Below are 21,358 nucleotides of genomic sequence, written 5' to 3'. Positions count from 1 at the left end.
CAGCGTGCTGGAGGACCATCTTCTCTCCAGCCGTCTTTGACGGCAATCTTCTAGGCGACCCTCGTTGGTCGCCTTTTTTCGTCCCGTTGGGAGTCAATCCCACGGGAGACGGCTCCCATTTTTTTTAGGAGCTGTCTATGCCTCGCAATCTCGCACCTGTCGTCAAAGTTTCCAGCAAGAACGGTTTCATGGCGAATCAGCGTGTGGTTGGTCAGGACGTCGAGGTCAGTCCGCCGCAGCTTTACACCGGACGTATTCATTCGGTGTGGAGCGACGGCACGGCTATGGTGGACTGGGACTATTCGCTCAATCCCCAAGCCGAACGGCATCTGGTGCAAAGCGGTCGTGTCAGACTGCATCACCTCAGCCGTGCCCCCGCGTAGGCCTTCATAAATGACGCGTCCAGTGCAGCCTGCTGGACGCCGTTTCTTCACGTCCAAATCTTTCCTTGATGGGAGCCTCCCATCGAGGGCGGCTCCTACCTTTCTCAGGAGTTGCCCATGTTTCCGATGCTCAAACACGCTTTCAGCAGCCTCGCCTGGTACGCCAAGCAGGACGCCGAAGCCTGGAAGATGCTGTCGTTTCTCGTTGTCGTTGTGTACGTTTCGACGGCAATCGCCTCGTTCACCCACTGACTCACGTAGCTTTTCGCTGCGTATTTCCCGTTTCTCTTCCCTTTGGGGCAAACCAGCCCCTTCGGGAATGGATTGCCTCACATTCAATCGAGGTGATCAATGATCAAGTTTTTCTGTTCCGTGATGCTTCTTTCGGTTCTGACTGGCTGCGCCACGGCGGACTTCGGCTCGCCGGATACCTACCAGCGCTACGACGTTCAACGCATCGGCCAGTTCGAGCAGGCAACCATCCTGCGCGTGCGTCCGATCACCATCGAGAGCAATTCTGGCTCGTCGGGCATTGCATCGATCGTCAGCGCAGCAGCAGGTGCCTTCCTGGGCTCGCAAGTAATCGGCAACGGGAGCGGCCGCTATATTGCCGGCGCGCTTTCCGGCTCCGTTTCCGGGTTGGTCGCTCAGCGCGTAAGCGCCGCTATGTCTCGCCACAGCGGTGTCGAAGTTTTCCTTCGTCGCGCAAACGGTCAGACGGTGGTTGTTACGCAGGTCGACGATCAGCAGTTCGCCGCGGGTCAGCAGGTGTTTCTCGTCTCGAATGGGTCCGGCTACCGGATCACCCACTAACTGGCGGTAACGCCTCGACCATCGCAGTACGCATCTTCTGAATGCGCGGTGAAAATCGCGCCAACACTTGCGGGGCAGGCTCCCCGCAAGGGACCTGCCTCGTCTGCAATGAGGCAATCATGAAATTTCCCCGAGTGTTTTATGCGGACCGCAGTAGTGCCAATGCCGGCGCGAAAGCGGCTCTGCAACGTCATGCGGCGCGCGTTCTGCGACGCGTCGCCCAAGACTTGCGTCTTCCGGCGCATGCTCACGAGATCGTCACCGATACGCGTCGCGGCAGCTCTGCGGTACGGGTGTCGTTGCGCACGGAGACGTTGTTTGTCGACGTGCTGGAGCGTCGAGGCGGTTCGGGTGTCGCGCTGAGCTTCAGAACCCGGCGCGGCCGCTCCGACCTGACGGGCGGTGGTGAGAATCACGTCGCCCTGACGCAACTCGAGACGCTCGCGGGCTATCGAGCGATGTTGGACGGCCTGCGTTTGGCCGGTGGCATCGACTTGAAGTGCGGAGGTCGTCGATGAAACTGGCGAAGGTGAAAATCGAGTACAGCTCCGGCACCACCATTGTGGACCGAGTGACGCTCGATCCCGCGACAGGCCGGGTTCACTTGGCTCCGCGATTGCTCGGACTGTTGAGCAAGATGGACGAGTCTGAGTGTTCTCCGGCGTTCAGCCTGGAGTACAGAGGCCACGTCTTGCCGGTTACGCCGGTCGTCAACGGCGGATATGTGGTTGTTCTTCCCGCAGACCCGCCCCCGGGAATCCGCCAAATCCTGCATGCGGTCGCGACGCCGTCGAAGGACCAACGCCAGCAGAACGGGCGTTACCTCCATACGCTATCGGCTGCGTCTATCGGCGGCACTGTGGGCTACGTCCACTCCGCATCGTCCTGGAACCTCTCGACTGTCGTGGGGGCAACGATTCTCGCGTCGCTTGGAGTAGTATTGTGGTACGCGGGTTATCACGCAATGAAAGGAGAGTGAAATGGGTGCATCGATTTTTACGTTAGTGCTTGGCGTGTCCATTGCAGCTTTTTTCATGTGGACGTCCAACAATGGCCGTAAAGCCGATCGCGAACGCGATTGGGGCAAATGATTCGACACAGCGCAAGCTGAGTCAAAAGACAAAACCGCACCTTCCAGGGTGCGGTTTTTTTCGACTTTCTTTTTCTGGCGCGCCTTCGGGCGCGTTTTTCATTTCAGGAGCAGTTTATGTCTCAAGCAAACGCCGATGTGCTGCCGGCTGCTGTCACCAGCGGTATCACCGCTTCTGGCGCCGTCGATGTCAAGTCAGTCGCCCGGCTGAACACCGACGGCAAGACGGTCGATCAGGTTTTCGAGGGTCTGTGCCGCTTCTTGCGCGGGACGGAGCTCGAACCGGAATGGCTCTGTCACGCGAACCTGCAGGACGACGCCAACGAAGCGATGTACGGAGCACGCCACAACCGACCGTGGCCTGAACCGTCGGCACATGATCGGATTTCCGTGTCTGTGTGCATCGGCAACTCGGAAGGCTGGATCGTTCATGTGGACTTCGTCAGTCGACCGCGGCTGAGCGACTCGCTTGATCGGACCTGCGCGATCATGCCGCTGCTTCGCGCCAAGGTGTTCTCCAGTGACCACGCGTGGTCGCTCGCTCGTCTGATCGCCCGTCTACTCGACGCGGCGTAATAGCTTTTCAGCTTCCCCGCGCCCGTTTCGGCGCATTTAACCCTTGCCGGGCATCGACCCGACAGGGAGCGATTGCCCGCAACTTTCCGAGGCAGTCGACCATGTACCAGCTTTCCTTCTCGGGCTTCGCCCAGTCTTTCCGCACGATCCTCGAAGTGCTCCGTTTCCTGCGAGACGACACGTGCGTGGCAGCAGTCGACGCGGCAGAGATCGCTCTCACGTTCTTCAGCCACCCCGTATCCGTCACTCGCTTCAACGGTAAGCTCACCGTTCGTCGGCCCGGGACGGCGACGACCCTTTTCCTGTCGCTCATCGACGAAATCGACGCGGCTTACTTCAGACCGTCGTTCGCCGCGCTTGAGCCGTGGCAAATCCGGCGCGAGCACTGGCAACTGCTCTATCTGGCTTTCGATCTGGCGCGGGAGCCGCTGTATCTGTTCTCCTCGGATCAGATGGCGCAAGCCAACGAAGAAGCGGCAAAGAGCGGCCGTCGCGGGCTCGATCTGTTCGAGCTCCTGCAAGACGAGTCGCAGCGCCGGTTCGGGTTCCGCTACGCGGGCCCGATCCTGGACAACCGGCAGAGCAATGGTCGGCACGAGGTTCATGTCGCCTACGCGCTCGCGGCGGGCAAGCCCGTTCCGCAAGCGGTGATCGACGACTACGCTTCGTTGTCGAAGTTTGAATCCGATTTGCAATGGGCGAAGCCGCTTCTCGCGGTGCCGGAGTTGCGCGGTGCGCTGCCGCTTACGAAGCTGGTGCCGCTGGCAACGGTGATGCGCCATTCGAAGCAGGCGATCACCTCCGACAATGCCGCGCTGCTCGCGATGGTGATGGGTCTCGCGCCGAAGGAGCCGACGACAGTCGAAGTCGACGACTTGCTGTACGCAAAGGGTATTCTCGAAGCGCACTCTTTGCCGGAGGCGTACCTGAAGCCTGTCGACGTCGGCTCGCCGACCTGTCAGTTCGCGGAAGTGCTGCGGCGTACGCTCGCCGATCGCTCGCGCGACAACCGGCTGGCGGAACTCGAGAAGGCGCGGAAGTTGGGCAGCATCAGCGCACGCCGCTTTCAACTCGACTCGCAACTGGCCATTCTGGATCACGGCAGGCATACGCACACCTTCGCCAACGAGGTCGCGAAGGCAGTGCAGACGGCCGACATGTCCTATCTCCTCAGCATCCTGGACCGGCCAGACGACGCCAACCGGGCGACCAAGCAAGCGGTGCGCGAGGTGTTCGGCATCAAGCTCATCGGCGTTCGCGCCGCGGCTCGGCGCCGGGGCATCTTCGACCTGGCAGGTATGGACGCCGTGCAGCAAGCAGAGTGGGAGGCGTTGTCGGTCTCGCAACGTGAGTCAAGGCGTGTCGCGCGCGAAGTCGCACGCGCTCGTGAGGCGGCTGAAATCTCGCGTATCCGCATGCAAGACGGTGCAGTCGTGACTGGTGCGCAGTGGGTGGACAGGACGATCGCCGAAGGCTTCTCCGAGATCGTGAGCGTTCGGCAGGGGACGAGCGTGCGTTACGCGCTCGCTGATCCTGTGCGGCACTTGCAGGTATCGCTTCGCGCGAACGACGGTACGCTCGCCTATGCGCGCGTGGCGCTCGAACAGCGCGCAAGCTGATTCACTTTCGACCAACCCGGCTGCGTGCCGGGTTTTTTTTCGCCGCGTCGGCCGTCGAGATGGCTTAAGGCACCCTGAATTAGCGACCTTTGCACGGATTGCCTGACCGCCCGATCCCTACACTGCATCTATCACCCGCGTCACTGACGCATCGACCAGCCGGCTACGAGCCGGCTTTTTCATATCTTGCCCCACAGGGACCACGTCCCTACGGGCGTAGTCTTTATGGGGCTTCTCTTTGGAAGCCATCATGAAAGTCACGCCCGCTCAACTTACCGAACTCCTCTCGCTGTACGTGCCGAAGCGTCTGCCGGTGCTCATCACAGGCCGCCCCGGCATCGGCAAGAGCGATATCGTTGAACAGACCGCGCATGCGACTGATCACGAACTGCTCATCAGCCACCCGGTTGTCGAGGATCCGACCGACTCAAAAGGGTTGCCGTTTCCCTCGCCCGATGGCACGACCGCCAAGTTCCTGCCGTTCGGGGATTTGGAACGCGCGATGACGGCCAGACGCCCGCTGATCTGGTTTCTGGACGACCTCGGGCAGGCCTCGCCCGCCGTGCAAGCCGCGAAGATGCAGTTGCTGCTCGCGCGGCGCGTCGGGGAGCACGTCCTGCCACCGCAGGTCACGTTTCTCGCGGCCACGAATCGCCGCACGGACAACGCCGGTGTCTCCGGGATTCTAGATCCGGTGATTTCCCGTTTCGCCACCGTGGTCGAGCTTGAACCGACCATCGACGACTGGACGCAGTGGGCCGTGCGCGGAAACATCCCGCCCGCGCTCGTCGCGTTCTTGCGCTTCCGTCCGGACTTGCTGTCCGTGCAGAAGACGTCGCGCGACATCGAGAATGCGCCGAGCCCGCGTAGCTGGGGCTTCGTGGCGAAAACCATGGATGTAGTCCCCAAGCACCTGGAGCACATCTCCTACGCCGGTTCGGTGGGAGAGGGTGCCGCGACCGAACTCGTCGCGTTCCTCCAGATCTTCCGCGAGCTGCCGAATCCGGACGCGATTCTTCTTGCGCCCGACACGGCCATGATCCCGACGACGCCTTCCGCGTTGTACGCGATCGCGGCAGCGCTTGCGGCACGCGCGAACGAAAACAACTTCGATCGCGTTGTGCGTTACACCGAGCGTCTGATCGGTGAAGGGCACCGCGAGTTCGCGGCGCTGCTGGTGCGCGATGCAGTGCAGCGCACGCCGCAGATCCAGAACTCCTATGCCTTCATTGGCGCGCAAGGCGGGGAGATCGGCAAGATCATCCGCGGCGAGTAACCAAGCACTCCGCTTTTCTCAGCATTACCCATGTTGGCCCTGTCGTGTCTTCGGACGCACAGGGCCTTTTTTTTGGCTTTAACCATTCCATTTCGACGAGGTTTTCTCATGGACATCACTTCCATCCAATCGAAGGTCATGCTCTGCTCCGTCACGATTTCCACCTGGGTTGCCCGCCGTTTCGACGGCAAGGTGACGCAGGAAGTCGAGAGCAAGCACCACGCGAAGGGCATCGGCAGATTCAATAAACGCCTGTTGCCCGAGCACGCGCCGAGCTTTGCGGAAGTCGTGACGCTCGCCGGCCGCATCCGCTCGTACCTCTACGACCACACGCTGAAGTACGACCAGTTGGGCGTGCGGCTACTGCCGACGATGGTCTACATGGATTTCGCCGAAAAGATGCGCTCGTTGAAAGACGAGTTCGACTTGGCGGTCTCCGTGTTTCTCACCGACTACTTGAACCTGAAGGAGGCGGCTCGCGAAGAACTGAATGGGCTGTTCAACGAGGCGGACTATCCGACCCTCGCGGAACTGTCCACGAAGTTCGGCGTGAAGATGGCGGTTCTGCCGTTTCCCGACGCCAGCCAGTTCGGCGTCGAGCTTCCGGCGAACGTGCTCAACACGCTCAAGAGCGAGCTGGACCAGCACGTTCTGGCCTCGATCGCGACTGCGAACGAGGACTTGGCGCGGCGTTTGTACGAAGCCGTGTCGCAGATGGCCAACCGGCTGTATGCGACGGGCAACGTGCGGCTCGACGTCGCCAATAACGTGCGCGAGCTCTGCGCGTTGCTGCCAAAGCTCAACTTCGCGAACGACCCGCAGCTCACGCACATCCTCGAGCAGGCCAAGGCGCATCTGGCCGTGCACACGGGCGCGGAATTGAAGGACTCGCGCGTGCTTCGCTCCCAGGTGGCCAGCAAGGCACAGGAGATTGAAGGGCTGATGGCCGCGTTCATGGGCATGCAGCCGGAGTCGATGGAAGTTGAATCGGTGCACTCGAGCCAACTGCGCCTCGTCGCATAAGGGGGCGTCATGGACCGCAACGATGTGGTGTTGGGCAGTAGCGCGGTCCATCCGCGCATTGCCCGGCAGCGGACCGAGCTCGTCCTCTCGCAACCATTTTTCGGGGTGCTCGCGCTCCGTTTGAATGTGCGCGAGGATCCAACTGCCAAGACGTTCTGGGTGGATGGAGAAACGCTCGGATATAACCCGACGTACATGGAATCGCTCAGCGACCTTGAAGTCAGGGGTGTCGTCGCGCACGAAGTGCTGCACGTAGCCAACGGCCATTGCTGGAGGCAGGGCGCGCGTGACCCGGATCGATGGAACGACGCCTGTGACTACGCGATCAACCCGATCGTGCTGTCCTCGGGCATGGTTCTGCCGAAGGGGGCGCTCGTCGATCCGCGCTACACGGGCAAGTCGGCGGAGGAAATCTACGGTTTGCTGACGCAGGAGGCGAAGGAGAAGCAGCAGCAGAACCAGTCGCCGCAGCATCACCAGCAGCCGCAGAACCAGCAGCCGCAGCCGAGTCCGCAAGATCAGCAGCAGCCGAGCGGCAAGCAGCCCTCGAAGCCGGGTGGCCAGAACGGCACCGCGCCGGGGCAGTCGCCCGGCGATCAGCCTTCGCATCCCGGCTCCTTCGGTGAAGTGCGGTCCTACAAGGGGCCGGACAAACCGGTAAAGGAAGCGGAGTGGAAGGTTGCCGTCACCCAGGCCGCGAAAGCGGCTGCGATGCGCGGCAAGCTTCCCGGCGATCTGCAGGCAATGGCGGGCGAGGCAGTACGGCCTGTCGTGGATTGGCGCTCAGTGCTGCATCGATTTGCGCAGCAATCGTCGCCGTCGGACTACAGCTTTGCAACGCCTAACCGCCGGTATCTGCATCTCGGCTTTTATCTGCCGTCGCTGCATACACCGGCGATCGGCGATGCGGTTTTTGTACGCGACTCCAGCGGCTCAGTGTTCGACGAGACGCAGGCGCAGTTCGACGCGGAGATTCTCGCGGTCTTCCATTCGTTGAAGCCCGCGCGGCTAATCGTGATGGATTGCGATACCCGCGTGACACAGGTGCAGATCTTTGAGCGAGGCGACTCACCCGATATCAAACCTGTACGCGGCGGAGGCGGAACGGCGTTCGTCGACCCGTTCAACCGCGTGGCACAGGACGGCATGAACCCCGCCTTTCTGGTCTATCTGACAGATATGGTGGGGCGTTTCCCGACGGTCGCGCCGCATTACCCGGTGCTGTGGGCTTCAACCACGCCTTTGGCACGGGCTCGGAAAGCGCCGTTTGGCGAAACCATGGAGGTGATTTGTTAGTCCCCGGCTTGGCCGGGCATTCCCTGAAGAACGAAAGCCCGGCATGCCGGGCTTTTTTTTTCGACTGCGCGCGGGCTCAGGCGCGGCGTTTCTTCTGCAGCGGCTGGTACGCATCGCCCGCCTTGAACCGGTCCAGACGGTCGCTCGCCGTGGTCAGCGCGCCGAGCGTTGCGCTATGGAGTTGCCTGTCGTACATGCTGACGATGGCAGCAAGCAGGGCAAAGGCGGACTCCGACGACACCCCCCACGTCCCGGTCTGCCTGCCGCCTTCGAACACCTCGGCCATCGCCCGGTCGGCCGCCATCAGGGATTCGAGCGAGAATTCGCCGTGGCCGGCCTCACTGAGGAACTTGCCGAGCAACACAACTTCGGTGATGTGCTGCGCGGGGCCGATGTGGTCGCAGGCGCCGCGGATCGCTTCCAACGACAGATGGGCACGAAGCGCGAGGTCATCGGCGATTGCACGCGGGATCGGGAGCAGTTGCGCCTTGGTCAGGCGCGCACGGGCCGCTTGAGCGGATCGCTGGAAGGGAAGGGTGCGAGACATAGCAAACGTTTGGTTGACTGCCCGGGTTAACGATCTTCCCACGCCGTTTCTGAAGGGGTAACGGTGCGGTCGCGTCGAAAACGCTCGACGACAGCGATCGCGCGCTCGCATTGGTCCGCGTCGAGCGAATGGATCGAGCACTTCTGCGCATCCGCCCCAATCTCGCCAGCCAGCCATTTCATCGCTTTGGCGCGCGCCTCGAACACATTGCAGCCATCCCGCCGGACCTTCGCCGCGACCAACGGCTCGAGCGCTGCGTGGAGCTTGGCCTTCAGTTCGCGCAGGCGCGCGTCGGCGAGACGGCCGAGCGGTACATGGCGGGTGCTGCGCGGAAAGACGCCGATCCACGCCAGGCAGTCCGCGCAAAGCCACAACGGGCCGTGATCGTCACGGTAAGGGTAGGCGTCGTCGCCGGCGTGCACCAGCGTCGCCTGCATGCCGCAGTAGTCGCAATTGGGATTGGGAAGAGGCTTGACTGGTTTTCCGACGCGCATCGCCGAAGACTCCGGGACGGGAACACCCAATATAGCAGGCGTGTCTGCTGAAGCAGTCTTTGGTCGGCCACGGCCTACATTTATGGAGTGATGCGGGCGAGGCAGCCGTCGAGTTCGCTGCTGCCGCTCGTCTATGAGGGCCACGTCGCCTTCGCCGGTGCTGGGCGGGATGGCTTCCAGGCGCGCCCCGAAGGATGTCTCGCTCATAATGGGGTCATGACAGCCAAGTGCTTGCGGCAAACACTTAACAGCTACTTCCGGTCGCGCTTAACCCGAAAGCTATATGTTTTCATGCGTCATTCCCCAAAACGGCCGCTATCCGGATAGCGTCACTGGGCTCGCTCAACCAAAATGCGAGCCGTCGACCTCGGTCACAGATGTTGTGAGCTCAGGGTATCGTCCGAGCGCTGCTCTGCCTGAGCGCATCTACGGCCGCGAAAGCCGCTCAATTTGACGCCTCTTTCAGTGCCTGCGCACGTCTGCCAACAACAACAATATCCGACATGTTAGATAGCCCACAAAGCATCGCATGTCCGAGTCTGCCGACAATCAAGTCCTAAAGCTGCGCCCCCTGGAAGCGGAAGCCGTGCGCATGTTCTTCCATGCGCTTTCGCCGCTGCGCGAGCTGCTCGACTCGCCCGACCTCGCGGAAATCATGATTAACGATTACCGCAACGTCTGGGTGGAGCGTCGCGGCGTGATGACGCGCGAGAACATCGACCTGCGCCCGGAACAGCTGGAAGGGGCAATCCATTCGCTCGCCTCTTCCGTTGAGAAATCGGCGAAGGCGGGTAGCGACAAGGGCATGATCAACGCCGGTCACCAGAACCTGCGTATCGCGGCGGTCATGAGCCCGACGTCGATCGACGGCCATGCGCTGAGCATCCGGAAGCATCGAGAGTCGAAGCTCACGCTGTCGGACTACGTGAACATGGGGGCGTTCTCGGCAGCGAATGCGCGACCGGAGTTTGCGGAAGCCATTCACTTCGAAGACGGCATCGAGGACGAAGCACTCATGCGCGCGCTCGTTGCGCTCGTCCAGTCGCGCAAGAACGTGCTCGTCGCCGGCGGCACATCCGCGGGTAAGACGACGTTCCTCAATGCGCTGATCGAGCAGATCCCGCCAGACCAGCGGGTCATCTCCATCGAGGACACGATGGAACTGAAGCTGCACGTGCCCAATCGCGTGCGGTTGCTCTCCAACGCCGATACCAACGTCACGACGCAACTGCTTGTCGCGCTGTGTCTGCGCTTTCGGCCTGACCGCATCATCGTTGGCGAAGTGCGCGGCGGCGAAGCCTACGACCTGCTGCAGGCGCTCAACACCGGCCACGACGGCGGTCTCGCATCCATCCACGCGAACAATGGGCGCACGGCGCTCAGCCGCTTGGAATCGCTCGCCATGCTCGGCATCCCGACCGGATCACGCTGGGAACTGGAAGACATGCGCAAAAACATCGCTGACTGCTTCAACTACGTCGTGCACTTCAAGCGCACCGGCGAGATGCGGCACGTCTCCGAGATCCTCGAAATCCGGGGATTCAAAAACAACGATTACGACCTACAACGCGTTTTTTAAGGGGAGCATCAAATGAAGGGAAAGAATGTACTGAATAGAGCCGCCACGGTCGCGAAGCATTTGCGCCCGGGCAAGTCGATGTTGGTCGGCGCGCTGCTGAGCGTGGTGTCGGTGGCCGCGATGGCAGCGGGGGACTTTTCGAACCTGACGGGCCTGACGGACATCATCTGCACGATCAGCAACCTGATCAGCGGCCCGTACCTGTACGGCATCGGCATCGTGCTCATCACGCTTGGCGGCGTCGCAGTGGCGAACTCGGAAAGCAATATCGCCAAGACGTTCTCGGTGGTGCTGGTGGGGCTCGGTATTGCGTCGGTCGCTGTGCCGATCATGCAGAGCCACTTCCACATGGCCAACGCCTGCTGATATGCGCCAGCACAAGGTTAGTCGAGGCCTCTCATTGCCGCGCCAGATGGGCGGCGCAGACCGGGGACTCGCCATTTTCAACGGGACGATGACGGCGCTGCTCACCTACACGAGCTGGACCCCTGGATTTCTCCTTGTCGGCGTGGTGGTGCATGTGTTCTTGCGCTGGAAAAGCTCGACTGACCCGTGGTGGCGAATCGTGATGCTGGTGTACAACCGCTACCCGGACGTCTATGAGCCGGGGCCGAGCAGCCGTTTTAGCGCGCGCTTCAAGCGTCCGTATGGGTTTGATCAGGACCTTCCATGCTGAAAATGATGTTCACCAAGCGCGCGGTGCAGGAAATCGCGCCCTGGGCGACGATGGTTACGCCCGAACTGGTGCTCAACAAGGACGGGTCGCTGCTGACCGTGTTCGAGTTTGAAGGCATCGACGCTGACTCGCCAAATCCCGGCGACATCACCGCCGCCCGCGACAATCTCGACCATGCATGCCGCAACTTCGATCACCGCATCACCGCGTGGTGGCGCATGTCGCACCGGCGCGTGCGCGGAGGCATCGACGGCACGTTCGCGTCGGAAGCGGATGCGCGCGTCGACGCGATTAATCAAGCGATCATCGGCAGCGGCAAGTACTTCAAGAACTCGCACTCGCTCGCGCTGGCGTTCACGTCTGAAACCGGCATCTCGCGGATCTTCGACAAGATCGGCTATCACATGACGGTCGGCGGCAAGAATCTGGCTGTCGCGATGTTCGAAGCGGCGAAAGATACGATTCTCGCGCGCAGCGCCTTCGCGTTCGACCTGACCAAGATCCAGAACGAGATTAAGCGGTTCGAGTCGGTGATCGACGGATTCGTCGGCGGCGTTACGCGCCTGAAGATGAAGCGGCTGCAGCTCCAGAACGTCCTGTCGTTCTTGCATCAGCGAGCGAATCCGTCGACGCCCAAGCGCCGCGTGCGCTATCCGGTCACGATGTTGGACACGCATCTGACCGAGACCGAAGTCACGATAGGCGCGACCGAGCTGATGTTCGAATCGGCGCACGGCAAGGTGTACGCCCGCATCATCGGCATCAAGGAATGGATGGGCTTTCAAGAGGCGGCGCTCGACGTGCTCTCGCAGGTGGACGCCGAATTGGACGTCTGCGTAATGTTCCGTTTCCTCGACACCTCGCGGGCAAGCGCGTACATCAGGAAGATTCGAGGGTTCTATAAGGTTGCGGCCTTCAATCCGGTCGCCATCCTCAAGCAGTGGGCAACAAAGGAAGAGCAAAAGAACGACGAAGGCCGTGAGATTCTCGCGAAGGAAGCGGGTGACGCGCTCGCAAAGCTCGACGCCGAAGGCCAGCAGTACGGCTTCGCAAACATTTCGGTGGTCGTCTATGGGAGCACCCCTGAGGAGTGCGAGGATGCAACGCGTCAGGTGGTCGGCGTCATCGGCAATGCTGGCTTCGGTGTGATCCTCGAGAAAACGAACCTCTTCGCCTCGTGGAGCGCGACGCTGCCGGGCCGGTGGGACCAGCAAAGGCGTCTGCAGTTCGTTGAGACGCCCGCCGTGTCCGACATCGCCCCGCTTTGCAGTGTGGGCGAGGGTTCGAAGGTCAACGAATGGCTGACGCAGCAGTCCGGTACGAAAACCGGCCCGCTCACGTGCCTGCCGACCCGCCATCGCACGCTCCAGTATTTCGACTTGCATCATCCGGGCGGCAAGGCGCACACACTCGTCGTCGGTCCAATCGGCGCGGGTAAGTCCGTGTTTCTGAATTACCTGATGACCCAGACGGGCCGCCACGGCGCGCGCCGCATCCGGTTTGACAAGGACCGCTCGACGCGGATACCGACACTGCTCGGCGGCGGTCGATTCATCGATGCCACCGGCCGCTTCGAGGCCGCGACCTCGGTCAATCCGCTTTCCCTGATTGGCGAAGAAAAGCACTGGTCTTACGTCGCGGACTGGGTGCAGCTTGCCATCGAGGGCGAGGACTACACGTGCACGCCGCAGCAGCAGACCGAAATCTTCGACCGAATCAAGACGCTGGCGCTGGGCTTCCCGCCTGAAAAGTGGCGTCTGTCGAGTTTGATCACGCTGCTGCCTGCGGACTTGCGTGAACGGTTGCAGGTTTGGACTGAAGGCAACAAGAACGGCAAGTTCTTCGATCACGCCGAAGACGGCTTCGCAATCTCGGACGATTTGTCGATCGAAATGGGCGACCTGTTCCAGAACTTCCCGGTGGCCGCCGCGTTGTTCATGGACTACGCGTTCTACCGGATCGCGCAGATTCTCGACGGCAAGCGCTACACCGTGATTGAGATTGAAGAGGCAGGCTTCTTCTTTACCTACCCGAAGTTCTATGCGCGCCTTGAAATCTGGGCGGTGACGATCCGAAAGCTCAACGCGGCACTGGTGATGGCGACGCAGTCTCTTGGGCAACTCGCACGCGTGCCGAACTTCGAGATTCTGAAAGAGAACATTCCCAACCTGATCTATTTGCCCAACAGCGACGCGATCAACAACCAAAACCTGTACCGCGATGTGTTCGGCCTCACGCCGCATCAGATCAAGATGATCTCGGACGCAGTGCCCAATCGCGATTACCTGTGGGTGACGGCGAAGCAAAGCCGGATGCTGCAGGCCCAGTTCCCGAAAGAAGCGCTCGCCTACCTCCGCTCGGACGGCCGGGCGCAGGCGCTCCTCGACAAGCACGTCAAGTCCGGCAGCCCACAGTGGCAGGAGGAGTACGTGCGCGACGTACTCGTCAACGCTTAACGCTTTATCTGCAAGGTACCGCCATGATGAAAAAATTGCTCCGCTGCATCGCCGCGACCGGCGTGTTGACGGTTGGTCTCGTCCAGCAGACCTACGCGAACATGCCCGTGTTCGACGCATCGAACTTCCTTCAAAACACCATGACGGCAGTGGCCGCCGTGAAGGGTGAGGTTTATCAGGATTCGAACCTGGTCTATCAGTACCAGATGATGCTTAACCAGCTCAAGCAGGCGACCAACCTCGATCCGTCCGCGATGCTTGCGCAATTCAAAAGCATCACGAGCGACATCTCAAGCCTGACCAAGTACACCGACGCACTGAAGGACCTGTACGGTGGGCTGCAGAACAACGCCGAGTACGCAAGCAAGGTGCAGGCTCTGATCACGCAGTCGGGAAAGACGCCCGAGCAGTGGTTCACGGACCAAAACACGCGGCTGCAGAACAACGACAAGACTGCCAAGCAGCTGTTCCAGCAGGGCAACGACGTCATCTCGCATGTGAGCACGCTCGCGAAGCGCCGGCAGGAGATCCAGGACCAACTGAACATGTCGCCGACGATGGAAGCCACCGCTCAATTGACCACGCACATGCTGGACATCATCTCCAGTCAGAACAGCGACCTTCTTACGATGATGGCAGCGAAGCAGCGCAGCGATGCGGTGAAGGATTCGGCGACGGTCGCGGACCAGCAGACGAACAATGCGACGCAAGCGGCCATTAAGGCAAAGCAAGACCAGCAGCGCGCTGCATTCGACGCGCAAATCGGGTCGTCAAAAGTACTGGGGCAGTGATGGCGCGTTCTTGCATGGCCACACTTCGGATTGTTGTCCTGCTCTTGGCAACGATCGTCGCCACGGCGATGTTCCCGGCTGGAGCGCTTGCCCAAGCGGCTAATGCGTCTGCGAGTTCTGCGACCGCCGCTGGGTCGGCGGCTCTCCTTGCCAGTCCGGACGGCGACTTTGGCAAGGGCGCGCAGACGGCAGTCACCCAAATCGATTCGCTCGTAGGCAATTTGATACCCAACGCGATCACTGCGAGTTCGGGCGTGATGGACGAGGCGAACAAGTTCGCCTGGGGCTTGGGCGTCATCTCGCTGGTCCTCGTCGGTGTTCGATTCGCCGGCACCCATCACCCGATCTCTGCTTGGGTCAATTTATTCGAGGAGGTCGCTGTACTTGGCATCTTCGTTGCCCTCTACCTCGGCTACACGGCGAGCGCGAGCGGGTTCTGGACATGGTTTCAGCAACTGGCGGCTCATATCAGCGGCGCCTCGGACTCGTCGACGGGTGGGCAGATGGCGCATTTGGCGGGGGTCATCTTCGACGGGCTAAAGGAGAAACTGACGTCAATCAGCCTTTGGAACTTTCCCGCGGTCTTGTCTGATGCGATGGTCATGTTGCTGGCCGCGTTCTTGATGTGCTTGGCGGCGATCGTGTTCATCTACTACTCGGCAGTCGGGCAGATTCAGTCGGCCATTGGAATCGTGCTTGGGCCAATCGCGATCGCTCTCGGCTTCTCGTCCTACACCCGCAACTACTTCGTTAAGTGGCTGGACTGGATGATCAGCGCCGGAATGTATGTCGTCGTCGTCGCGATCCTGATGAAACTCATTGGATCGTCGATCGGCGATGCGGTGTCGAAGGCGTCTGGCGTTGGTGGGGCCACAACGGTGAACTCGATCTACGTCTTCAATTTGGCGATATTCATCCTGTTGTTGTCGCTCGAGATTCCGAAGCTTGCGGCGATCTTTGGCGGCGGTGCAAGTGCAACGGGCACTGCGGCGCTGAAGTTGGCAAAGGGTTTCATGTGATGACCACCGCTCACGAAGCTATCCTTGCCGAGGACCTATTCGCCACGCACCAGAAGCGCATTGAGCTTGTTCGACAATGCGCGAACGAGAGCACCGAAACGGAGTTCGCGCGCAAGTGGCTCGCAGTGTTACGTCGCTGCGCGAACTGGTTTTCTTCCATGCCGCTGACGCCCGAATTGCATTGCGAGCCGGGCGGTGCATTCCGCGCGACGATCGAATCGACGTTCTATGCCATGCGGCTCGCGGGTGGGCAGAAGTTCGCGGCTGACCTCACGTCTGACAAGCGTCGCCGGCTGGAGCCGCAATACAACTACGCCGTCTTCCTGGCCGCTGCGTGCACGCTGCTGGACGAGCCATTTCGCCACTTCGAGATGGTGCGGCTCTCGGACCGCACGAAGTGGAATCCGGCGGCGCACGGGGCGTTCGGCACGTGGATCGGAGCCGGTCAGTTTGCGGTTGAGCGGCGTGTGACGCCACTGAAAAGCGAGCGCATGCGCACCGCCATGTTTGCCCAGACCGTCATCACACCCGAGCTGCTCTCAGGGTTCGACACAACGGTGCTGGACGACCTCTTCAACGCGATCAATCCTGAGCGCAGCCCGCAGGGGTTCGAACCCCTCGTCCACAAGGTGGTGCGGCAGGCCATGGACGTTGCGGTGGACTTTGAACGCAAGGCGCAACGCGCCGTCTTCGCGCCGGTCAAGTATGACGTTCCCTCAGCCGTGCACGTCGCGCTCGCGCTTGAGCCGCAGTTCGTCGCGACGCCCGCCCCGGAGACTGTCAATGCTTCCGCAGGCCAGGCACGGCCGTCGGCGGCCGCCGCTTCAGCGCCTCAAGCCGACGTGTCCGCGCAGAACGATGCCGTTGTTGGAGCAACGGCCGCGTCGGAGCAGCAGGCCAGTGCCTCTGCGCCGAAGTTCTCTCAGTCGTTGCTCGATGCGTTGGAGCGCAGCGAAGCACAGGCCGCTGGTGCGGCCGCGGCTGAGCCCTCGACCGGCCCGAGCGCGCCTGCGTCGCGCCCGGCGCCCGTCGACCCTGCCGCAGCGCGTCCCGCAAGGTCCAATGCAAGCAGAGTTGGTCCGACTGACGAAGAATTGACGGAACTCCTGGGACCCGGCGCTGCAATGCTGAAAGAGTTTTTCAAAGCCCTTGCTGGCGACGTGGCGACCGGAAAGGCGGAAGTGACGTGGGAAGAGAAGGGGCTGGCCGTCAAGAAGCGGCTCGTCGGCGGATACGGCATCACGAGCGATACCCTTGTCGAACAACTCAAGAAGCGCAGTCTCCTCATGCGCGCACACGGCAATGACATTTGCATCGTTGAGCGCGCCGGACGTCTCATCGTGGAGCGACCCGCGGCATGAACTACGTCAATCACTTCCGTCCGATCTACGAGTTTCGTCCGTTTCTCGTTTGGCCCATCGTCATCGTTGGCATTTTGATCTCCGGGATGCCATACGGCTGGGCGTTTGCGCTAGCCGGCGCGGCCCTGCTGTCGATCCGTGCGCTCCAGATATGGAAGGCACTGAGCTTTCGCATGGCCATCTCAACGAAATGGCTGAGCAAGATTCGCATCGAAAACCTTCTTGCCACGCAGAACGCGATGCGGAAGACAGCGGACTCGATGTATCTGGGCATCGGATACGAGTGGACGCAGAAGCATACGCAGATTGCCCACGAAATCCTCCGGATGCCCGTAACCGACATTCCGTCGTTGCCGAAGTGGCTGCCGAAAACCGAGATAGGCCGGACCGTGGAGGAGCGCATCGAGCGGCTATTCGGTCCGCGCGACAGCATTCGCGATCGCATGCCGCAGGGATCGTCCTGGATCCACGGTATGGAGCAGAAGAAGGTCGAGGTGCCGTTTCACTATAAGGCGATGGGCGGTCACACGCTGGTGGCGGGCACGACTGGCGCGGGAAAGACCCGCACCTACGAAGTCATCTCCACGCAGGTGATCCACAACCCGAAGGACGTCCTGATCATCGTCGACCCGAAGAACGATGACGAGTGGAAAAAGCGCGTGGAGAAGGAGTGCGCGCGCACCGGGCGCAAGTTCCTGTACTTCAATCAGGCGAAGCCGCATGAGTCGATCCGCCTGAACCCGCTCGAGAACTGGTCGCAGCCGTCGGAAATCCCGTCGCGCATCGCTCAGTTGATGGAGGAAGGCCAGTTCCGTGATTTCGCCTTTCTCTTCATTGACCGCGCCGTGAAAGGCGAGCTGTATGTCGGCGACAAGCCCAACCTGCGCTCGATCCTCAAATACGCACAGTCAGGCATCGCTAATTTACTCGACCGCGGGCTTCGGCGTTTCTTCATCGAGAAGGGCCTCACCGACTGGGAAGAACTGACGGTGACGGCGACCGTAAAAGACGCGCAGCGCCGCAACGACGCCTCGTTGATTGACGGGATGGTGAAGTTGTATCTCGAGCGCTTCGCCGCTCACGATCGCGGGCACGAGACGATCGATGGATTGATCGCCACGCACACCCACGACCGCGAGCACTACATGAAGATCATCGCGTCCGCGTTGCCGCTGCTACAGATGCTGGCGACCGGGGAAACCGGTCTCATGCTCGCGCCAAAAGCGGACGACTTCGACGACGAGCGCGAGATCTGGGACATCGACAAGATCATCAAGCAGAAGGCGGTCTTGTATATGGGGCTCGACTCGCTATCAAACAACATCGTGCAGAAGGCAATCGCCTCGATGGCATTGTCGGACGTGGCGGCCGTGTGCGGGGCGATCTACAACTTCTATGCTGAGAAGCCCGATGTCGTGCTGATCATCGATGAGATCGCGGAGGCCATCAACGAGCAGGTGATTCAGATCCTGAACAAAGGCCGCGGTGCGGGATTCAAGGCGTTTGTCGCATTCCAGGCGCGTGCCGACCTCGAAGCGAAACTGGGAAACGCAGCGAAAATGCTGCAGGTTTTGGGTAACCTCAATAATCAGGTGGTGCTTAGACTAGAGGACTCAGATACAGCAAAGTGGTTCTCGGACAAGGTGGGCGAGACTGCGATCCGCGTGGTGAACGTGTCCAACAGCACCAACACCACGACCGAGGCGCACGCGCTTGAATTCAGCGGCTCCCAGTCCCGGTCCATCCAGCTGGAGAAGGTGCCGCTCATTCCCGTCAAGCTGCTTCACAGTTTGCCGAATCTGCAGTACTTCATGCGCATCTCTGGCGGTGCCGTGTACCAAGGTCGAATTCCTATCATCGAAGGCTAAAACACAAGATTATGTCCGCTGCATATAAAAACGTCATTCGCGATCACAAGCTCTCGCACAGACTGGTTGCGGTCTTTAATGTCGCACCGGAATTGGAGCTCGCCTGCTCGCGTGTGGCCGACTTCATCGGGGAGCGCTTTGTCGGAGACAAAGGGCCGTTGGTCGCCGAGATGATCGAGTCGGCGCTGGATGGTTTCCGGCGCGCCAAGCGCACGGGCGACCAGCATATCGCGTTCATGCAGGGACTGTTCGAGCCATCGAAAGCTCTGTACGCCCGCCGGCTTGTCGCGCGGTCTGGCGACAAGGTGTCCGTGTGGTGTCCGATGGTCGAGGCGATTCCGGCGTTCGAAGCGCGCCATTTTGAGTACCAGTTCGAAATGGTCGATGAGCGTTGCCCGGAAGAGATCACCGAGCGAACCGCGGCGTTCCAGCTCGCCGCACGCGTGCTTCAAGGGGAAGCTTTCCGCCGTTACTTCGAGGAATACGATGTCGCTCACCGTTACGATCATAGCGAAGCTGTCGGGAGTTGAGCCGCGCACGGCCCAGCGCGCACGCGACACGGCTGCTGCATTCGACGGCGATGTGAGCGCGGCCGTGCCCGAGGAATTCACTTACGGCGCGGGCGCCCGGTGCTACGCGTTGGCGACGATCGCCGAATTCCGGCCGGCGCTCTTTTGGGGCGGACTGATGGCGCTCGTGGCGGTGCCCGCCCTCATGCTGGTCAAGGTGCTGCATGGCTAGTCGGTTCGGTTCGCACATCAAGGTGTGGTTTCTGCTCGTGCCGGTGCTAGCTATCGCGGTCATGCCAGCGATCCCGGAGCGAAAGCTATTCGAGGTGCCGGAAGCGGAGACACGTTCTCTCGTTGAGTCAGTAGGGCAGGACCGGGTCGACCGCGCCATGCGCAGCGCCAACGACGAGTTCCGCCATGCGTTTGTCGATAGCGGACTGCTGCACCGCACGCTAAATGCCTCCGGAAAGGTAGGCGGCTTGGACGACGGCGGGTTCTCATCGTTCGCCCATACCTGGACTGAGAATTTCTGGCTGCTCGTGTACCGGATGCTGTTCCGCGCAATGGTGATGAAGATGTGGATCATCGGAACGCTGCTTTTTGCCCTCGGCATGTTCATCGACGGTGCGGCACGCCGCAAGATCAAAGCGTCGGCTGCGGGTTTTGTGAGTCCCCTGTCTTTCCATCTGGCAGGGCACGGGCTGCTGCTGGTGACCGGCACGCTATTCGCGGTGCTAGTGGTTCCGTTGCCGGTCTTGGTCGGCTACTGGGTCGCCGTTGCGGCGCTCCTCGGAGGTCTCCTGTGGAAGGCGGCCGAGTCGTTCCAGTCGTCGAGATAGGGAAATAAATCGCACGACACCTCGAAAGCTCACGAAAAACAGCTTCATTCTTCAAAAGCAACGCTATCCGGATAGCGTTGCTTTTGTTTTTTCTCGTCCGTCCGCATTGCCACCGTCCCAAACTGCCTGCCTGCGCGCGCGCCTGCCAATCGGTGAAAGGCGCTTCAAATAGTCACCGTTTCAAGCCACCACACGCTGCCCCCGCCGCAACAATATTGAATATGGGCAACGCGCTTCGCTTGCCTTATCCCCCACGATGAAACGGGCCCGATGCGGTCCAGATAGGAGAAATGGCGAATGAGCACGGTTGTCGAACCCGGCAGTGAAGAAAAGGTCGCGCTGAGCGCGCTTGAACAAGGTACGGTCGAGGCGCCGCTCACGACGGACGGCGCGGACGACGGCGAACTCGAGAGGGAGTTGACGCAAATGGAGGCCGATGCAGACCGCCTCCAAAAGGAAGGTGTGATCTCCACCGACGACGCCGACATGAAGCGGGCAGAAGTCGCCAAGACGCGGAAGCTCTTCCGCGACCTGCCGGCTGCTGAGCGTATCGCCATCATCAAGCGCCGCCGTGAGATCGGCCGTCAGTTGCTGGACCGCCAGCTTTCCGGCGCAGCAGTCGTGACCGCCCGCGTGCGTCTGAACCACACCCGGCTGAAGCCGCTGTTCGAACAATGGTGGCCGTACATCAACCGCATGAGCATCAACATGCAGCGTTTCGGCCGCTCGACTTTCGGCGAGAACGACAAGGAAGTGGTCAACAGCGCGCTCGAAAAGCTGCTTGCGGGCATCGAGAGCTACGTCGACGAGCAACTGCGTGTGGCCGAAGGGTTCCGTCAGCAGAAGGAAGCGGAGCTTCGTGCCAACAAAGAGTTTGTGTTCGAGCCGACGATCCCGATGCCTGCGATGGATATCGAGGTCGAGGCTTACTCGCGCTTTTCGATGCGCGTACTTAGCGCGATCATGAAGTTCGACCGGGCGATGGATCACTTCGACTTCATGGTCTGGAACGGCATTCGCGATCAGTCCGATGTCGACGACGAGGCTGTCAACTTTCTCAAACGCTTCAACCCGCTTGGCATTCGCGGGTACATGACGCACCTGAAGCTGATGACGACGGTCCGCGGCAACTAAGGAAACGCG

24 protein-coding genes are annotated in these 21,358 nt (G+C 61.0%); 22 read left to right on the top strand and 2 right to left on the bottom strand.

The window, feature by feature from the left end; all coding sequences use genetic code 11:
• Window positions 1-137 precede the first annotated feature (137 nt).
• The 10 genes from QCE69_RS36090 (at window position 138) to QCE69_RS36045 (ending at window position 8,076) form a co-directional block, all read left to right on the top strand.
• The gene (locus QCE69_RS36090; RefSeq protein ID WP_309935702.1) at window positions 138-383 is read left to right on the top strand and encodes a hypothetical protein; all 246 of its coding nucleotides are present in this window, start codon (window positions 138-140) and stop codon (window positions 381-383) included.
• A gap of 117 nt (window positions 384-500) precedes the next feature.
• Window positions 501-635, top strand: coding sequence for a hypothetical protein (locus tag QCE69_RS36085; RefSeq protein ID WP_279630629.1), 135 nt, complete (start codon window positions 501-503; stop codon window positions 633-635).
• A 99-nt stretch (window positions 636-734) separates the two neighbouring features.
• Window positions 735-1,196 carry a glycine zipper 2TM domain-containing protein gene (locus QCE69_RS36080; RefSeq protein ID WP_053572901.1) on the top strand — a complete coding sequence of 154 codons (462 nt, stop codon included), beginning with the start codon at window positions 735-737 and terminating at the stop codon, window positions 1,194-1,196.
• A gap of 119 nt (window positions 1,197-1,315) precedes the next feature.
• Window positions 1,316-1,714 carry a hypothetical protein gene (locus QCE69_RS36075; RefSeq protein ID WP_061167970.1) on the top strand — a complete coding sequence of 133 codons (399 nt, stop codon included), beginning with the start codon at window positions 1,316-1,318 and terminating at the stop codon, window positions 1,712-1,714.
• Window positions 1,711-2,175, top strand: a complete 465-nt coding sequence (locus tag QCE69_RS36070) for a hypothetical protein (RefSeq protein WP_309935701.1) — start codon at window positions 1,711-1,713, stop codon at window positions 2,173-2,175. Before QCE69_RS36075 ends, QCE69_RS36070 begins: the two co-directional genes overlap by 4 nt.
• A gap of 228 nt (window positions 2,176-2,403) precedes the next feature.
• Window positions 2,404-2,862: a hypothetical protein gene (locus QCE69_RS36065; protein WP_309935700.1), complete on the top strand. Its 459-nt coding sequence runs from the start codon at window positions 2,404-2,406 to the stop codon at window positions 2,860-2,862.
• Entirely contained in the window at window positions 2,817-4,481 is a 1,665-nt protein-coding gene (locus tag QCE69_RS36060; protein ID WP_309935699.1) for a hypothetical protein, read from the top strand. The genes QCE69_RS36065 and QCE69_RS36060 overlap by 46 nt, the downstream gene beginning before the upstream one ends.
• A 250-nt stretch (window positions 4,482-4,731) precedes the next feature.
• Window positions 4,732-5,757 (top strand): ATP-binding protein, encoded by a 1,026-nt coding sequence (locus QCE69_RS36055; protein WP_309935698.1) that lies wholly within the window; start codon window positions 4,732-4,734, stop codon window positions 5,755-5,757.
• Between the two features lie 108 nt (window positions 5,758-5,865).
• Window positions 5,866-6,780: a hypothetical protein gene (locus QCE69_RS36050; RefSeq protein WP_309935697.1), complete on the top strand. Its 915-nt coding sequence runs from the start codon at window positions 5,866-5,868 to the stop codon at window positions 6,778-6,780.
• A 9-nt stretch (window positions 6,781-6,789) separates the two neighbouring features.
• Window positions 6,790-8,076 carry a DUF2201 family putative metallopeptidase gene (locus tag QCE69_RS36045; protein ID WP_309935696.1) on the top strand — a complete coding sequence of 429 codons (1,287 nt, stop codon included), beginning with the start codon at window positions 6,790-6,792 and terminating at the stop codon, window positions 8,074-8,076.
• Between the two features lie 76 nt (window positions 8,077-8,152).
• Here QCE69_RS36045 and QCE69_RS36040 read toward each other — a convergent pair whose 3' ends face one another.
• Window positions 8,153-8,623 carry a hypothetical protein gene (locus tag QCE69_RS36040; protein WP_309935695.1) on the bottom strand — a complete coding sequence of 157 codons (471 nt, stop codon included), beginning with the start codon at window positions 8,621-8,623 and terminating at the stop codon, window positions 8,153-8,155.
• Window positions 8,624-8,649: 26 nt separating this feature from the next.
• The gene (locus tag QCE69_RS36035; protein WP_309935694.1) at window positions 8,650-9,117 is read right to left on the bottom strand and encodes a zinc-finger-containing protein; all 468 of its coding nucleotides are present in this window, start codon (window positions 9,115-9,117) and stop codon (window positions 8,650-8,652) included.
• A gap of 529 nt (window positions 9,118-9,646) precedes the next feature.
• Here QCE69_RS36035 and QCE69_RS36030 point away from each other — a divergent pair.
• The 12 genes from QCE69_RS36030 (at window position 9,647) to QCE69_RS35975 (ending at window position 21,349) form a co-directional block, all read left to right on the top strand.
• A complete protein-coding gene (locus tag QCE69_RS36030) occupies window positions 9,647-10,696 on the top strand; it encodes an ATPase, T2SS/T4P/T4SS family (RefSeq protein WP_309935693.1) in 1,050 nt (349 codons plus the stop codon).
• Window positions 10,697-10,708: 12 nt separating this feature from the next.
• Complete coding sequence (locus QCE69_RS36025; RefSeq protein ID WP_309935691.1) at window positions 10,709-11,062, top strand: conjugal transfer protein TrbC; 354 nt, start codon at window positions 10,709-10,711, stop codon at window positions 11,060-11,062.
• Window positions 11,063-11,108: 46 nt separating this feature from the next.
• Entirely contained in the window at window positions 11,109-11,372 is a 264-nt protein-coding gene (locus tag QCE69_RS36020; protein WP_053572942.1) for a conjugal transfer protein, read from the top strand.
• Complete coding sequence (locus QCE69_RS36015; protein ID WP_309935690.1) at window positions 11,366-13,828, top strand: type IV secretion system protein VirB4; 2,463 nt, start codon at window positions 11,366-11,368, stop codon at window positions 13,826-13,828. Before QCE69_RS36020 ends, QCE69_RS36015 begins: the two co-directional genes overlap by 7 nt.
• Window positions 13,786-14,619 (top strand): type VI secretion protein, encoded by an 834-nt coding sequence (locus QCE69_RS36010; protein WP_309935689.1) that lies wholly within the window; start codon window positions 13,786-13,788, stop codon window positions 14,617-14,619. Before QCE69_RS36015 ends, QCE69_RS36010 begins: the two co-directional genes overlap by 43 nt.
• Window positions 14,620-14,633: 14 nt before the next feature.
• On the top strand, window positions 14,634-15,638 hold the full coding sequence (locus tag QCE69_RS36005; protein ID WP_309935688.1) for a type IV secretion system protein: 1,005 nt from the start codon (window positions 14,634-14,636) through the stop codon (window positions 15,636-15,638).
• The gene (locus QCE69_RS36000) at window positions 15,638-16,999 is read left to right on the top strand and encodes a TraI domain-containing protein (protein ID WP_309935687.1); all 1,362 of its coding nucleotides are present in this window, start codon (window positions 15,638-15,640) and stop codon (window positions 16,997-16,999) included. Before QCE69_RS36005 ends, QCE69_RS36000 begins: the two co-directional genes overlap by 1 nt.
• Window positions 16,996-18,867, top strand: a complete 1,872-nt coding sequence (traD, locus tag QCE69_RS35995; RefSeq protein WP_309935686.1) for a conjugative transfer system coupling protein TraD — start codon at window positions 16,996-16,998, stop codon at window positions 18,865-18,867. The genes QCE69_RS36000 and traD overlap by 4 nt, the downstream gene beginning before the upstream one ends.
• Before the next feature lie 11 nt (window positions 18,868-18,878).
• Window positions 18,879-19,397 carry a hypothetical protein gene (locus QCE69_RS35990; protein WP_062644340.1) on the top strand — a complete coding sequence of 173 codons (519 nt, stop codon included), beginning with the start codon at window positions 18,879-18,881 and terminating at the stop codon, window positions 19,395-19,397.
• On the top strand, window positions 19,354-19,608 hold the full coding sequence (locus tag QCE69_RS35985; RefSeq protein ID WP_225936572.1) for a hypothetical protein: 255 nt from the start codon (window positions 19,354-19,356) through the stop codon (window positions 19,606-19,608). Before QCE69_RS35990 ends, QCE69_RS35985 begins: the two co-directional genes overlap by 44 nt.
• The gene (locus tag QCE69_RS35980) at window positions 19,601-20,215 is read left to right on the top strand and encodes a DUF4400 domain-containing protein (RefSeq protein ID WP_097191158.1); all 615 of its coding nucleotides are present in this window, start codon (window positions 19,601-19,603) and stop codon (window positions 20,213-20,215) included. The genes QCE69_RS35985 and QCE69_RS35980 overlap by 8 nt, the downstream gene beginning before the upstream one ends.
• Before the next feature lie 297 nt (window positions 20,216-20,512).
• A complete protein-coding gene (locus tag QCE69_RS35975) occupies window positions 20,513-21,349 on the top strand; it encodes an ATPase (protein ID WP_116565414.1) in 837 nt (278 codons plus the stop codon).
• Window positions 21,350-21,358 lie beyond the last annotated feature (9 nt).

Source organism: Caballeronia sp. LZ032 (genome assembly GCF_031451315.1).
Classification (GTDB): domain Bacteria; phylum Pseudomonadota; class Gammaproteobacteria; order Burkholderiales; family Burkholderiaceae; genus Caballeronia.
This window is presented reverse-complemented; position numbering and strand designations above follow the sequence as displayed.

Excerpts from the sequence above, each read along its gene's own strand:
- QCE69_RS35975 (WP_116565414.1), top strand. The coding sequence starts at position 20,513 with ATGAGCACGGTTGTCGAACCCGGCAGTGAAGAAAAGGTCGCGCTGAGC.
- QCE69_RS36055 (WP_309935698.1), top strand. The coding sequence starts at position 4,732 with ATGAAAGTCACGCCCGCTCAACTTACCGAACTCCTCTCGCTGTACGTG.
- QCE69_RS35985 (WP_225936572.1), top strand. The coding sequence starts at position 19,354 with ATGTCGCTCACCGTTACGATCATAGCGAAGCTGTCGGGAGTTGAGCCG.
- QCE69_RS36020 (WP_053572942.1), top strand. The coding sequence starts at position 11,109 with ATGGGCGGCGCAGACCGGGGACTCGCCATTTTCAACGGGACGATGACG.
- QCE69_RS35980 (WP_097191158.1), top strand. The coding sequence starts at position 19,601 with ATGGCTAGTCGGTTCGGTTCGCACATCAAGGTGTGGTTTCTGCTCGTG.
- QCE69_RS36090 (WP_309935702.1), top strand. The coding sequence starts at position 138 with ATGCCTCGCAATCTCGCACCTGTCGTCAAAGTTTCCAGCAAGAACGGT.
- QCE69_RS36025 (WP_309935691.1), top strand. The coding sequence starts at position 10,709 with ATGAAGGGAAAGAATGTACTGAATAGAGCCGCCACGGTCGCGAAGCAT.
- QCE69_RS36035 (WP_309935694.1), bottom strand. The coding sequence starts at position 9,117 with ATGCGCGTCGGAAAACCAGTCAAGCCTCTTCCCAATCCCAATTGCGAC.
- QCE69_RS36070 (WP_309935701.1), top strand. The coding sequence starts at position 1,711 with ATGAAACTGGCGAAGGTGAAAATCGAGTACAGCTCCGGCACCACCATT.
- QCE69_RS36085 (WP_279630629.1), top strand. The coding sequence starts at position 501 with ATGTTTCCGATGCTCAAACACGCTTTCAGCAGCCTCGCCTGGTACGCC.
- QCE69_RS36030 (WP_309935693.1), top strand. The coding sequence starts at position 9,647 with ATGTCCGAGTCTGCCGACAATCAAGTCCTAAAGCTGCGCCCCCTGGAA.
- QCE69_RS36000 (WP_309935687.1), top strand. The coding sequence starts at position 15,638 with ATGACCACCGCTCACGAAGCTATCCTTGCCGAGGACCTATTCGCCACG.
- QCE69_RS36075 (WP_061167970.1), top strand. The coding sequence starts at position 1,316 with ATGAAATTTCCCCGAGTGTTTTATGCGGACCGCAGTAGTGCCAATGCC.
- traD (WP_309935686.1), top strand. The coding sequence starts at position 16,996 with ATGAACTACGTCAATCACTTCCGTCCGATCTACGAGTTTCGTCCGTTT.
- QCE69_RS36065 (WP_309935700.1), top strand. The coding sequence starts at position 2,404 with ATGTCTCAAGCAAACGCCGATGTGCTGCCGGCTGCTGTCACCAGCGGT.
- QCE69_RS36045 (WP_309935696.1), top strand. The coding sequence starts at position 6,790 with ATGGACCGCAACGATGTGGTGTTGGGCAGTAGCGCGGTCCATCCGCGC.
- QCE69_RS35990 (WP_062644340.1), top strand. The coding sequence starts at position 18,879 with ATGTCCGCTGCATATAAAAACGTCATTCGCGATCACAAGCTCTCGCAC.
- QCE69_RS36005 (WP_309935688.1), top strand. The coding sequence starts at position 14,634 with ATGGCCACACTTCGGATTGTTGTCCTGCTCTTGGCAACGATCGTCGCC.
- QCE69_RS36080 (WP_053572901.1), top strand. The coding sequence starts at position 735 with ATGATCAAGTTTTTCTGTTCCGTGATGCTTCTTTCGGTTCTGACTGGC.
- QCE69_RS36040 (WP_309935695.1), bottom strand. The coding sequence starts at position 8,623 with ATGTCTCGCACCCTTCCCTTCCAGCGATCCGCTCAAGCGGCCCGTGCG.
- QCE69_RS36015 (WP_309935690.1), top strand. The coding sequence starts at position 11,366 with ATGCTGAAAATGATGTTCACCAAGCGCGCGGTGCAGGAAATCGCGCCC.
- QCE69_RS36050 (WP_309935697.1), top strand. The coding sequence starts at position 5,866 with ATGGACATCACTTCCATCCAATCGAAGGTCATGCTCTGCTCCGTCACG.